Origin of the sequence: Polymorphobacter sp. PAMC 29334 (assembly GCF_019431245.1) — a bacterium.
GTDB classification, from domain to species: domain Bacteria; phylum Pseudomonadota; class Alphaproteobacteria; order Sphingomonadales; family Sphingomonadaceae; genus Polymorphobacter_B; species Polymorphobacter_B megasporae.
In genome coordinates, this window is the sequence record NZ_CP080242.1 from 168,867 (window position 1) to 181,114 (window position 12,248).

12 protein-coding genes and 1 pseudogene are annotated in these 12,248 nt (G+C 59.5%); 8 read left to right on the plus strand and 5 right to left on the minus strand.

Features of this window, described 5'->3' with window-relative positions; genetic code table 11:
- Positions 1-134: 134 nt before the first annotated feature.
- Positions 135-362 (plus strand): hypothetical protein, encoded by a 228-nt coding sequence (locus KZX46_RS00840; RefSeq protein WP_219774092.1) that lies wholly within the window; start codon positions 135-137, stop codon positions 360-362.
- 76 nt (positions 363-438) lie between these two features.
- The gene (locus KZX46_RS00845) at positions 439-627 is read left to right on the plus strand and encodes a hypothetical protein (protein WP_304610420.1); all 189 of its coding nucleotides are present in this window, start codon (positions 439-441) and stop codon (positions 625-627) included.
- A gap of 218 nt (positions 628-845) precedes the next feature.
- Here the strand turns inward: KZX46_RS00845 and KZX46_RS00850 are convergent, their stop codons facing one another.
- The 3 genes and pseudogenes from KZX46_RS00850 to KZX46_RS00860 all read right to left on the minus strand — a co-directional run.
- Entirely contained in the window at positions 846-1,574 is a 729-nt protein-coding gene (locus tag KZX46_RS00850; protein ID WP_219774093.1) for a toll/interleukin-1 receptor domain-containing protein, read from the minus strand.
- A 1,071-nt stretch (positions 1,575-2,645) separates the two neighbouring features.
- Entirely contained in the window at positions 2,646-3,410 is a 765-nt protein-coding gene (locus tag KZX46_RS00855; RefSeq protein ID WP_219774094.1) for a B12-binding domain-containing protein, read from the minus strand.
- Between the two features lie 584 nt (positions 3,411-3,994).
- Positions 3,995-4,348: pseudogene (locus KZX46_RS00860) on the minus strand (Tn3 family transposase); the annotation flags it as partial.
- Between the two features lie 443 nt (positions 4,349-4,791).
- On the opposite strand from KZX46_RS00860, the gene KZX46_RS00865 reads away from it, so the two are divergent.
- From KZX46_RS00865 to KZX46_RS00885, 5 genes are all read left to right on the plus strand, one after another.
- Positions 4,792-6,078, plus strand: a complete 1,287-nt coding sequence (locus tag KZX46_RS00865) for a hypothetical protein (protein WP_219774095.1) — start codon at positions 4,792-4,794, stop codon at positions 6,076-6,078.
- Positions 6,079-6,147: 69 nt separating this feature from the next.
- Positions 6,148-6,462, plus strand: coding sequence for a hypothetical protein (locus KZX46_RS00870; protein ID WP_219774063.1), 315 nt, complete (start codon positions 6,148-6,150; stop codon positions 6,460-6,462).
- Positions 6,463-6,478: 16 nt separating this feature from the next.
- On the plus strand, positions 6,479-7,147 hold the full coding sequence (locus tag KZX46_RS00875; protein ID WP_226895869.1) for a C39 family peptidase: 669 nt from the start codon (positions 6,479-6,481) through the stop codon (positions 7,145-7,147).
- On the plus strand, positions 7,144-7,827 hold the full coding sequence (locus tag KZX46_RS00880) for a hypothetical protein (RefSeq protein WP_219774096.1): 684 nt from the start codon (positions 7,144-7,146) through the stop codon (positions 7,825-7,827). The genes KZX46_RS00875 and KZX46_RS00880 overlap by 4 nt, the downstream gene beginning before the upstream one ends.
- Positions 7,814-9,163 (plus strand): hypothetical protein, encoded by a 1,350-nt coding sequence (locus KZX46_RS00885; RefSeq protein ID WP_219774061.1) that lies wholly within the window; start codon positions 7,814-7,816, stop codon positions 9,161-9,163. The genes KZX46_RS00880 and KZX46_RS00885 overlap by 14 nt, the downstream gene beginning before the upstream one ends.
- A gap of 173 nt (positions 9,164-9,336) precedes the next feature.
- On the opposite strand, the gene KZX46_RS00890 is transcribed toward KZX46_RS00885, so the two are convergent.
- Positions 9,337-9,939, minus strand: coding sequence for a PEPxxWA-CTERM sorting domain-containing protein (locus KZX46_RS00890; RefSeq protein ID WP_219774060.1), 603 nt, complete (start codon positions 9,937-9,939; stop codon positions 9,337-9,339).
- Between the two features lie 727 nt (positions 9,940-10,666).
- Positions 10,667-11,263 (minus strand): PEPxxWA-CTERM sorting domain-containing protein, encoded by a 597-nt coding sequence (locus tag KZX46_RS00895; protein WP_219774097.1) that lies wholly within the window; start codon positions 11,261-11,263, stop codon positions 10,667-10,669.
- A 323-nt stretch (positions 11,264-11,586) separates the two neighbouring features.
- Here KZX46_RS00895 and KZX46_RS00900 point away from each other — a divergent pair, with 323 nt between their 5' ends.
- Positions 11,587-12,195: a PEPxxWA-CTERM sorting domain-containing protein gene (locus KZX46_RS00900; protein ID WP_219774098.1), complete on the plus strand. Its 609-nt coding sequence runs from the start codon at positions 11,587-11,589 to the stop codon at positions 12,193-12,195.
- Positions 12,196-12,248 lie beyond the last annotated feature (53 nt).

Here is a 12,248-nt window from a genome sequence, read left to right on the forward strand (position 1 = left end):
AAAGGTTGGATGATGTCATTATCGTTCATCGCCGGGATGCTGACACAGCCGGGCAAGGGCGTCGGTACGATCCCGACCCGCTAGTCAGCACCTCCCGCACCCTATATGCTTAGCGTAAAGCACGGAGAGTAAACGTGGTCGACATCAACTCGAATACCCCAGTCATGCCTGATGAGGTCATTCCAACCGCAAATGTCGTTACAACGCCAAATGGCGCCGTTCCTTACAAGGTCGTTTTCCAGCTCGGGGATAAGATAATTTCCGAACATGCGGTGTCTTCGATGCGCGAGGGCGAGGCGTTTATCAAAGAGCAGCTACCCAATATCCGCGTGTCAGCGAGGGATCCGAACCGCAATGCCTAAAGGCCCAACTGAGAGAAGCGTCCCGCAGACGCGATCGGGCTTGCCGTGATGAACGGGCGCACAGCGACCGGCTAGATTGACGACGACCGTCCGGCGGCAAGCGCCGCCGCATAGCTCGGCAAGTCGGGCGGGTAGGCGCGAGCAAGCGTGGCTCGCCGATGTCCTCGGCCGCATCGCCGACCTCCCACAGCAGCGCCTCGCCGAACTGCTCCGGTGGAACTGGCGACCCGACACCTCAGACGTGCCGCTCGCTCAAGCCGCCTGAGCGTGTCGCAGCGACCCTGCGGCCCTCACCGGGTGCGTACGAAGAAGCGGCTTCGGCCGCTTTTGTTCATGACCTCGCCCTCCGCTCATCGCGGACATCCGGCGTCTGAATGCCAGACAAAATCCGCCCCTTGGCAAGCGGCGGGACAAGCGGCCTTCCTCTTTCTAATCAGCGGCGGAGGCGCTGCGGTGTCGCAACCGAGCGGTTTAGACGCCATCTCACCGCTTGATCGGAGCCTTACAGCTGCGAGGGCGTAGCTTGCCCGGTGTTGTGGAGGAGCCCACGGTCGTCTTCCCCGGTCCAGCGGTCATGGCTTTTGGAGGTGCGGACCGGGGCTTCGGTTGTGGGCTGAGCTTCGATGCGGCACGGACCGGGGCAGCCGGCTTCGCCGTCAACTCACGACGAACCGCCTTGATAACCTCACCGATACCTTGGGCGGCATTGACATAGGCAGCATCGCTGCTCGACCAACCCTCAGGCGGTATGCCGTCCTTGGGCATCAGTTTAAATCCGGCCGCACGGGTTTGCTTCCAATCACACGGCTTTACCACCACCGCGACTATCCGCATCAGCTTGCGCGCCCGGCGGGCCATGGCGCGCTTGTACTCGATGTCCCAGCAATAATGGCTGTCGAGATACGCGGGGCTGAACAGCGCGACAAAAATATGGGCATGTCGGAGTTCCCGGGCGATCTCCGTACTCAGCCCGGCTCCCGGTTCGATGTTTTCATCATACCAGACTGTGACACCATTACGTCGCCACGGCGCAAGGTGGGTATTCAGCTTCGCCTGCGCTGCCGCATCCTGGTGCGAGTAGGACATGAAGATGCGAATGTCGGGCTTGCCGGCGAGCGCAGCTGAACGTTTGGGCTTGCTTGCAGCACTGCGTTGCTTGCTTGATTTGGCCGCCCTTGCGGCTGATCCAGTGCTACGGGGTGTCGATGCCATGGCGAGACTATACCGATCGACGCGCCACCGCCTAGACCGAGGAGGAAGGTAGACCTTTTTACCGATGACAGAGAACGCTCAAGCCCGACGTCTCCGTGAATCCTCGCAGCTGTTAAACCGCTAGCGGCGGAGTATTACCAGCTCACAGGCAAGCCGCTGGGCGTCACTGGTGAGGTCGCCGAATATATCGCGGTGGAACTGCTGTGCCTCGAACTCGCCCCGCCCCGCACCAAAGGATACGATGCCGTCCGGCAGATGCCGGTTGGCGTGCGCGTACAGATCAAGGGGCGGGCCTATGGGGAGAAGGCAAACAGGAGCCAACGCCTCGGCACGATCAAGCGGGACGCCGACTGCGATACCGTGCTGCTCGTGCTGTTATATAATCTGACCCTCGAACCGCGCGAAATCTGGGAAGCACCTTACAGCGATGTCGAGCACCGGCTAGCTGTTCCAGGATCGAAGTCACGCGAAAGAGGCGCGCTCGGCGTACCCGAGTTCAAGAAGCTTGCCGAGCGCGTCTGGCCGGTACCTGACACGGGGTTCGGATACCTGCAAACTCACGGAAACACTGGTGCAGGGCGGCGGTGTCACAACCGACCGGTTCTGACACTACGCGTAGCTGCTTGCCATCATCGACGACCGTACTTGCGAACATCCGGCAGACCTGCTCACTTTTGAGTGCCAGCGAGGTTCGTCCGATGCTCGAATTATCCGCCAACGTGCTTGCCATCGTGCACTCGTGCTCGCGATCGACAGACCCTGCTCCGATTGCGTGCAGCGAGCTCCCAGTCCACGACTATCGAGCTGCAGAGATGTCACGCTCCTGTCGAAGCTTGATAATCTAGATTATGCTAAATGATATCAATAAGTTAGCCTAGGACCGATACTACGTTCATCGCTTCCGCGCTAGGCGACGCCGCGTCGCGACCTTTCCCGGAGGCAGCGCCGCATCGTTATCCGCACAGTCGCGGATGATTCCGTCGGCATTAGACCACTAGCGCGCATTCGCCTGCGGTCGCCGTCAGCCTCCCAACGACGTCGCTGTCGAGGGTACCCATGGTTTCGGGTCGACTAGATACGACGACCGAGCTGTTCAACGAGGCGCTCCGCCGCGACCAGCGCGGACGCGCCGTCCGCCGCCGTGGCGTCCGCACCCGATCCGTCCGCTAGCGCGGGATTCTCGCTGAAAATTTGCCCGCCGACCATCACCCCGACAGCGGGATTCTGCGACGCTCCACGCAGCGCGCGGATCAAATCCGGCATATTCGCGACATGTTCCACGTTGCTGACCGTTAGGCCGATAAGTTCGAACCACTGCCGACCGACGATCGCCTTCAGAGCGGCCAGTCCCGCGTCGGGCGCACTCCACGTACGCCATCCAGCGCGCCGGAAGAACTCCTCGATCATCACCAAGCCGAAACTGTGCTGGTCGCCTGGCGGCACGGTGAACAGCACGCGCCGGTCGGCGCGGGTGCGCACACTCGGACATGATGCGCGCACAACCATCTCGTGGACGACCTGCTGCAAGCGCCATAGTCCCATCGTCACGTCGACGAAGTCGCACATATCGTTGTCCCACCACGACCCAAGCGTGCGCGCCGCTGGCGCGAGCAGATCGAGGTAGATTGAGTCGATCGAAACGCCACGTTCGAGAAAGCGCTCGGCATAAGCAACCAGTTCGAAGACTTCCACCATCAGGGTCATGCCGGCAATCGTTTCGGCATCAGCGCGACTGATCGTGGCGGGCACGGTCAATGGCCGCAGTGGCGTCGCTGCGTCGTTTCGGTGCGCAAGCAGGAGGCGTGGAATGATCTCCCCTTCAATCAGCCGCGCCATGCGCATCGGCGAGGCTTCTCGCGCATACGACTGGAAGCCAGAAGGTGTGACTCGCGACGTTTCGTGCACTGACGCCATGTGCGATCGTCCCCTGTTGCGCGGCCCGAGTGCGCCTCTGCTGGCGATCTTCTCCAAGCCAATAAGAGGCTATGAGCATCGCAGCCATTGCGCAACGCGTATGACATCGGAGGGCGTAGATCGACCTCGGCTACCCTGCCAATGCCTTCAGGGGCGAAGCGAAACTACAGACACTTGCCGACATGCTCACACATGCGCTGGCAGGGGGCTCGGCGGCGTCGCTTGGCCGCTTCCGCCCAATTCTCGCCGTCCGGTGGCCAACGATTCTCTCGGCGCCGCCCCGATCGGGCAGCCAAGGATCTCTGCAGGCTATAAAAACCCCGACCCTGCATGATCGCGAAACAGCTCTTGGTTGCGGACATAGTCCGACAGAACCTCCATCGACTTATGGCGACTGACTTCACGCATTTTGAACACGGTGGCCCCCTGTCGAGCAGCCTGAGGCCATCGCATTGAATGCCCCGTAAACAACGCTAGCCGAGAACATTCCACAAACGCAGCCAAGGTCACGCCGCAAGTTGTTGGCGAGACATATTGAGCGGTCGACGTCCGCCACCGGACCCAGCAGCGCAATCCCACAGGAAATCGCCCGAGAACGCGATGTGACTCCATCCTACGGGGGAGATATGGGCCAGCAAGTCATCGGGCACCGGTTCGCCGATTGCGCGGAGGTGGGCGACCGCATCGGCGATATATGTCGAGTTCCAGTAGACGATCGCGGCGATAACGAGGTTCAGTCCCGACGCGCGGAACTGCTGCGCTTCGTGGGTCCGATCGGCAATGCGGCCCTTATTGAACGTGCAGATCGCGCCGGTGAAGGCGTGACGTTGCTCGTCGGCTTGCGCCTTTGCTTTGGCGCGGGCGGCAGAAACGGCTCGATAAACCGCCACTCCTCGTCCGTCAGGTCCGTCGGGCAGCGCTTCGCTCGCTGCTCAAATCCAGCCATCCGACCACGGCTCGCTCGGGTCCCCATCCCAAGCTTGAATCACGCCCGCGCCGCCGCTTCAACCTTTCTCAAACGGTCTCGAAGCAAGTCAATGACGTTCCCGATCAAAATAATTGGTAATCCACCGGCCAAGCCATGTCGTCCTACCATCTCCTGATACAGTAGGCACTACCGAAAGGTGAAGGCCGACTCGCAACGGCAATCAACCACAACTCAGGCGTTAATGCCTCCAGTCGCACTCGCTGAGCGATGCTCATTTTACTTGTCGTTGAATTCGTTAGTAATATTCGTTAACAAAGAATTTGATTTCATAGTTGCGTTCGGTTAGAACACCCAGACACAATAAGGGAGGTAATTATGACAAGGCTCGTTCTCACAACCATGGCGGCGTTGTTGGCTACGGCGGCATCGGCGCAGACGGTGCCGAGCAACACTTCGGGCTCGTACAACACGAACAGGCCGGTCAACGATTCGACCAATGGGTCGTACAACCCTGTCACCAACCAGACAGCGACCGACAACTCAAACAGCGCGAGCGGCTATAACGACAACGCGAACAGTGCCAGCGGCTATAACACCGCGAACACGACGACTGCGACCGATCAGTCGAACCGTGCCAGCGGCTACAACACGACGACCAACACGGACGGGTCAAACCGCGCCAGCGGCTACAACACGACGTCGACCAACACCGACGCGTCGAACCGCTCGCAGAACGGGTTCAACACAACGACCGATGCTTCGAACCGCGCCAGCGGCTACAACAACAATGCCAGCGGCTATAACACCGACAATTCAAATCGTTCGGTGAACACGACGACTAACCGGACGACGAACAACACCGACGCGTCAAATCGGGCGAGCGGCTACAACACCGCGACCGACAACTCGAACCGGGCCAGCGGTTACAACACTGACAACTCGAACAACGCCAGCGGCTACAACACCGATAACAGCAACCGCTCGGTCAGCACGACGAAGACGAGCACGGACGCTTCGAACCGTGCGAGCGGCTACAACACGGCGACCGACAATTCGAACCATCAGAGCGGCTTCAATACCACGACTGATGCTTCAAACCGTGCCAGTGGTTACAACACTGACAACTCTAACCGCCAGACGGGGTTCAATACCACGACTGACAACTCGAACCGAGCCAGCGGTTACAATACCACTGACAACTCGGACCATTCGACCAAAACCAGTCTTTCGAACAGTGGCCGTGGGTCGACCGCCAATGGCGGTTCGGCGAGCTATGTAGACTCGTCGATGACGGGCGGCCAGGCGACGACCAACGCCGCCGGTTCAGCAGCAACGTCGAACCAGTTCGGCGGGGGCTCGGTGGTCGCTTCTTCGACCCTGGCGAGCTATGTGACGGGAAACACCGTCACGTACGGGCTCGGCGGCGGTGAAGGTGGCACAGCCACTCCGGGGACGACCGGCTTCAGCAGCACGGGTACGCCTGGCAGCAGCACGGCCGCAGGCGGCAGTGGAGCCTACGTCAACAACAGCGTCAATTTCTCGGGATCGTCCTTCTCCGGTTTCGCCGGCATCCAGGGCCTGAACGTGAACACTGGCGCAAACGCCTCGCAGAGCGCGGCAGTCAACGTATCGCCGTCGATCGGCACGCTGACCATTCGCTAAGCGCGATGCCTTGGCGGGCGGAGTGGGCAATGGTCCACTCCGCCCGTCGCTACCGCGAGGATCCTTAATATGGTCACGTTGAGACTGATTCTGTTGGCGGGCCTTGGTCTGACCGCGCCCGCGATGGCGCAATTGGGACCGCCTGTTTCAGATGCCGAACTCGGCAAGGTCGCCGGCAAGACCGATATCGCGCAGGCAATCCGCGCGACCAATGCTACGACACTGACCGACAACCAGGTCAACGGCAACTCGATTACCGGCGTTATCTCAATTAGCGATAACGCGCTGTCGAACTTTAATGGCTTGGCGATCATCAGCGCCAACACGGGCAACAACGTCGCGATCAGCTCATCGCTTAACGTCAATGTTTCGGTTCATCCGTAGGTCAACCCTTATTGCCGTGGCAGCGCTGCTCCCGGGCTGCGCCGCCGAGGTCAATTCGGGCGGTACGGCGATGACCTATGGTGGCCAAATCGAGGCGGGGTATCCCGTCCATTCGATGCTCGAGCAGAAATTCACGACCGTCGTTCGGCAGCAATATGATTTTAGCTGTGGGTCGGCGGCGTTGGCAACTCTGCTGCGCTACCACTATGACGAGTCCGTCGACGAGAAAATCGCGTTCGCCGGGATGTGGCGCGACGGCGACAAAGACCAGATCCGCAAGCTCGGCTTCTCGTTGCTCGACATGAAGCGGTTTCTCGCCAGTGTCCACATGAGCGCCGATGGCTACAAGGTGACGCTGGCGCAGGTGGCACACGCGCGGTTGCCCGGCATCGCGTTGATAGATGTCTTTGGTTACAAACATTTCGTCGTGCTCAAGGGGATCGATGGGGCCGCAGTGCTGCTTGGCGACCCCGCCGTGGGTTTGCGGCGAATGTCCGTGGCCGAATTCGCCAAGCACTGGAACGGAGTGCTGTTTGTGATTAACGGTCGCGACGACCTAGCCCACGCCTCGTTCAGTCGCGCGTCTGAACTTGCCTTATCTCCTGGTGGGCGGAATACTCTGTCGATGGAGCCAATCAGCCAGGCAGCACTTGCGCTGACAAGACCGGGACCCGGTGCCATATGAAGCGCGCTGTCTTACTTATTGCGACCCTCTTTGGCGGCACGAGCGCGGAAGCGTATCCGCTTGGCGCGACTATCACCGATTACGAGTTGGCGACGATGCGCGGCGGCATCCGACTTCCCGACGGCACCGATGTTGCGATCGGGGTGGCGATCGAAACACAGGTCAATGGCGTAGTCGCGCTCCGTACTCAGTTCTCGACAAGCCAGCCCGGGGTGCAAGTTTACGCTGGCGGGCTCCCAGCGACGTCCACCGGTGCGGTCGCAGCCGATAGCAGGAGCACCGCGCCCGTCGTCGACTACAGCCGCAATGCCGCGGGTACGCTGATCACGGTGGCTCCAGCGCCGACGTCAGCCGTGCTCAACGTTGGTACCGGCGGCTCGTTGCCGCCGACGGTGGGCACTGCGCTCGCGGTCCAGCCCAATGGTACGCCGGTGACCACGGCGCTTGGCAGCGTCGCGTTGCGCCAGACCAGTGGTGGGTTTACCTCAGAACTTATGGGCAATAACTTCGATGTGCAGCAAATGATCGGGCAGACGACCGGCGCTGTCATTCAAAACACCGGCAACAATCAAGCAATCAGCACCACGACCTGGATCAGTGTCGATTTGCGCGGCATCCCGGTGCCGTCAAACTTGGCATCGACGCTGACCAGTGCCGCTCGCGCCATTGTGGTTCATTAACATGTATCGTCTTCTTATCCCCGCCCTGCTCGCTGGCAGTGCTGCGGGAGCCCAGACCGTTTCCTCTAGCTTAGCGGCGCCGTCGCTTGTTGAGATCCAGGCACTCGAAGCTCAAGTCGACCGTCAGGAGGCCGATCTAGCCTCAACAAAAGCAAGGCTCCATGCACTCGAGGACCAGGTCCTCGGCACCCAGCGTGCACGCGGTGCAGAGGCGCAGCTTGATCCGCCCAAACCTATCCCTGGGGCACCGACGCAAGGCACGGCTTCGCCGCAGCAAACCGCGCAGACCGCGCCTGCGCCCGATCAGTCGCAGCCGGTTGGCCAGGCCCCGGCACCGCGTGAGCGCCAAGCCGAGGTGGCGGTGCTTTCCGAGCAGGGCGGCATCATCACCCGGCGCGGGCGATTCACCGTTGAGCCCGCGTTGGAATACGCTCGCTCAGATCGCAATACGGTCATATTTCGGGGGATCGAAGTACCGACCTCAGTTCTTGTCGGTGTGTTCGACATCAATGAGACGCGCTCCGATATCGTCACTGCGTCGATCGCAGCGCGTTACGGGTTGTCATCGCGCCTTGAGCTGAACGTCCGCGCCCCGTTCGTTTACCGGGCCGACTCGTCGGTCTTGGCTCCTGTTACCACCGGAGGTGGTGGAACCAATGCCGTAACGACCCCGAATGTTGCGGCCCGGGGCCACGACATCGGCGATATCGAGTTTGGTGCGCGTTATCAGATTACAAGCGGGACACGCGGTTTCCCGATCTTGATCGGTGGCCTGCAGGTCGTGTCGCCGACTGGAACCAATCCGTTCACGACACCGCGCGACCCCGGCACTGGCGTCGCGCTCGCCTCGGCAACCGGTGGCGGTTTTTGGGGCGTAACTCCAACGATCACAGCGCTATTGCCGTCGGATCCCGCGGTGCTGTTTGGATCGCTTGGATACACCCATAACTTTGGGCGCGGCTTTGATGGCGTCCAGCTGGCGAACGACGTGTTGGTCGATTATGTTAAGCCGGGCGATGCGGTTCAAGGCAGCGCCGGTATTGGCATCTCGTTAAATCCGCGGGTGGCTGTGTCATTTGGCTATGCCCAAAGTTGGTCGTTTGGCACGCGCACCCAGGGCCGCATTCTCCAGACTAGCTTCAGCACTGGAGCTGTGACTGGCTCGACACCCTACAACCAGACGACGCGCGATCTTCAAATCGGGCGGTTCTTATTCGGCGTCAGCTACCGAACGGCAGCGGCGACAACGATCAACTGGAACGTCGAAGTGGGTGCCACACGCGACGCAGCCGACGTAAGAACGACGCTACGGCTGCCAATTACCTTCGGAAACTGACGCGCTGGTGTCGATCATGCACCCAGAAGCAGCTCGAGCTGGCATTTTGCTCTAGCAAGGACAACGTCAACGTCGGACCGGCTTGTGGCCAAACTTGGTTCTGCAGACGCCCAGTGAGTAAGATAGCTGGCAGGTTGGAGCGATCGGAAATGATCCAACCTGCCAGTCTTGAATCAGGCAGTAACCGCTGTGGAGCGACGCCGTGTGGCAGCGCCGACCATGCCGAAGCCTAGCAGCATCATGGCCCAGGTTGCTGGCTCAGGAACAGCTCCGACTGAAAGGTTGTCGAGTTCAAGAGCCAACTGGCCCGAGCTGAAGCCTACGCGAGTAATCCCGAGATTGCGGTTAAAATCGAGGGTGACGTTACGATTAGTATCTGCTGCACTCTGATCGCCGTTTGCGGGCGGGAACATGCTCCCGGTGATCGTCTGAACGAGAGTGTTTCCGGCGTAGAACGTCAACGTGTTGTAGCTGTCGATCGAACCCCAGTCGGCGTTCAAACGGGTCAATACGCTGCCACCGCCAAGTGCGCCGACGTTGAGGAAGGCGCTGCCCGAAGAACCGGTTCCAGGCACAGCCAGATACTTGGTTTCGTCGCGCACGCCATTGATGACTGGCGCGGCTGCCGTCGCGTCCGTTCCCGACGTGACCTTGTAATTACCGGAAAACCCGGGGGCCGATCCGTTATTGAAGTCGATTAACGTCGTCGACGCGCCTGCTTGCGCGGCCGTGAGTGTGATTGAAGCAACACACGCGGCATAAATAAGACGGTTCATGGCGATGCTATCCCCTTTATGTTTGTCTATCGAGGAATAGCATATCTTAAGGTCACATGAAATAACGCTAACATACGTTAACCAATTAAGATTAGCGCTCGCTCGACCTCGTTGAGGCTCAAGATGATCGACACTATTAAGGGTTTCCGTACCGAAATCCCTCAGAGTAGCGGTAGGGATTTGCCGATTATATCAGTAGTTTAGCAGTCTTCGCGCCTGTGCATTATTGGGACACAGATATACGCTAGCGCCGTCGAAGTCACGCTGCGGGTAACCGAAGCGGCATAAGACCCGTCGCGATCCAGCATCGTGGCGTCCGACCAGACATAGTCGCCGGTGAGATTGATGTGGTCCCATCCCAGCGGCGAGAGCTGCGGGATCAGCGTTTCGTCGATGGCTTGTGGGCGCGGCAACGGTCGGGTTTTCTTAATCTGAGGTGGGCAACTCAAGACGTGATACCACCCGACCATTCAAGTGCGCAACGCGGGTGCGCGATCGAACGTCCGCTTTTCAGACTCAGACACCAGAAGCGGTCGGACTGCTTTCGGCCCCATCAAACGGCCGGGCCGCATATGAAACGTTACAGGACATCTTGGCACAAAGCTTTAGTGTGTTAGATCGCTATTATAGCTAACTCACGCGTCGGTACCCGTCGCTGTCGCGAATACGCGAATGCCGCGGTTCCGGTGGGGAACCGCGGCACTGCATTCAGACCTCAGATTGCAAATTAGGCGAGAACGACCTTCGTCGCGCGACGACGCATAACCGTGCCGATGCCACCGAAGCCGGCGATCATCATCGCCCACGATGCCGGCTCCGGCACTGCACCTCCGACGACCAAATTGTCGATGCGTGCATAGCTATTGAGCGTATTGTTGGCAGTCTCACCGGGTAAAAAGCTGAAGGCAACGCTGGTGACAGCGGCCATGCCGAATGTGAAGGTCTGCAAAGCGCCTGTCATCGGGATTGCGAGCGCGGTGGGCGTGCCGCCGTCAAAGGCAATTCGCAGAGTGCCGCCGAAAATGTCATTGTTAACGTTGCCGAGATCGAGCGAAGTAAAATTGAAGGTGCCGCCGCCATCCTTGGTCAAGGTGTAGGTCGGCCCTTTGTAATTGAAGGTGAGCGTACCGTCGTTGGCGTAGGTGCTATATGCCCATCCGTCCGACTGCGGAAACTCAAATCCTGTGCCGGTGAGCGTAAAGCCTCTCTCCGAGTAGGTCGGGCCAAACAGCATATTTTGTGGTGCCGAATTGAAATCGATTGTGGCGGCGGTGGCGGCAGCAGGCATCGCGGCGATAGCGATGAGGAGGATCAAACGGCTCATATGCGACTTCCTTTTTGTTTCCCCGCCGCCGCACAATCCGCCCATTTTGCGACTGTCCGCTACGCCCGAAGGGTTAGGATCCATTAATAATAGACTCGCCATGTTCCGAAGCCGCTCTATCAAAAGATCACAAGATGAAGCTGAACACTTATCGCCATCGAAGATCTACTAGGCCGAAAACTCTGTAAAATATGTCGGGATTCTTTACACTTATTGTGTGATCATTAAAACCTTGGCAGCCTTAACAACGCCTTAAGATCTGGCACGAAGCTTGCTTGGTCCAACGTGGGGTATCATCCCCGCCGTTTATGAAAAGGTGTGTTATGCGTAAATATCTCGCCACCACCGCACTACTCGTCGTTGCCGGCAGCGCCAATGCAATGACCCTGGTTTCATCGACCAACGGTCCTGACATGGGCCCGGCTGCTAACCAGCATATTATCGCGGACTTTAGCTCTGCCGCTGGGTTGACCGGGTCGTATACACTCGCGACCGGCTCCGTCTCGAGTCAATATGCTGCGCCACTCGGCGATTCGACGCAGTATCTGGCAGTCCTCGCTGGTCAGGTCGCCTCGTTGGCGATCTCGCCCGCTGTGAAGACATTGAGCTTCTATTGGGGATCGATCGACAATTATAATGCGGTGAAATTCTTCTCTGGCGGCACCGAGGTCGGATCGTTCACCGGCAGCCAGGTCCCTCCGGCTCCGGCGGATGGTAGTCAGGGGAATCCCCTGAACAATCGGCGGGTGTTCTTCAGCTTCGACGGTGCCAAGGTCGACACGGTCCAGTTCAGCTCGTCGCAGAACGCCTTCGAACTCGACAACGTCGCTGCTGCGGTTCCCGAACCAGCGACATGGGCTCTCCTAGCTGTCGGATTTGGGCTGGTTGGCGCATCGGTTCGCCGTCGTCACTCGACTGTCGTCGCTGCATGAACAAATACGGGTGCGATTCAGCCGGGTCGCAACCGTATTTTCACCGACGACGC

Bases quoted from the DNA above. Each gene is read 5' to 3' on its own strand.
- KZX46_RS00850 (WP_219774093.1), bottom strand. From the start codon at position 1,574: ATGGCATCGACACCCCGTAGCACTGGATCAGCCGCAAGGGCGGCCAAA.
- KZX46_RS00855 (WP_219774094.1), bottom strand. From the start codon at position 3,410: ATGGCGCGGCTGATTGAAGGGGAGATCATTCCACGCCTCCTGCTTGCG.
- KZX46_RS00865 (WP_219774095.1), top strand. From the start codon at position 4,792: ATGACAAGGCTCGTTCTCACAACCATGGCGGCGTTGTTGGCTACGGCG.
- KZX46_RS00870 (WP_219774063.1), top strand. From the start codon at position 6,148: ATGGTCACGTTGAGACTGATTCTGTTGGCGGGCCTTGGTCTGACCGCG.
- KZX46_RS00880 (WP_219774096.1), top strand. From the start codon at position 7,144: ATGAAGCGCGCTGTCTTACTTATTGCGACCCTCTTTGGCGGCACGAGC.
- KZX46_RS00890 (WP_219774060.1), bottom strand. From the start codon at position 9,939: ATGAACCGTCTTATTTATGCCGCGTGTGTTGCTTCAATCACACTCACG.
- KZX46_RS00895 (WP_219774097.1), bottom strand. From the start codon at position 11,263: ATGAGCCGTTTGATCCTCCTCATCGCTATCGCCGCGATGCCTGCTGCC.
- KZX46_RS00900 (WP_219774098.1), top strand. From the start codon at position 11,587: ATGCGTAAATATCTCGCCACCACCGCACTACTCGTCGTTGCCGGCAGC.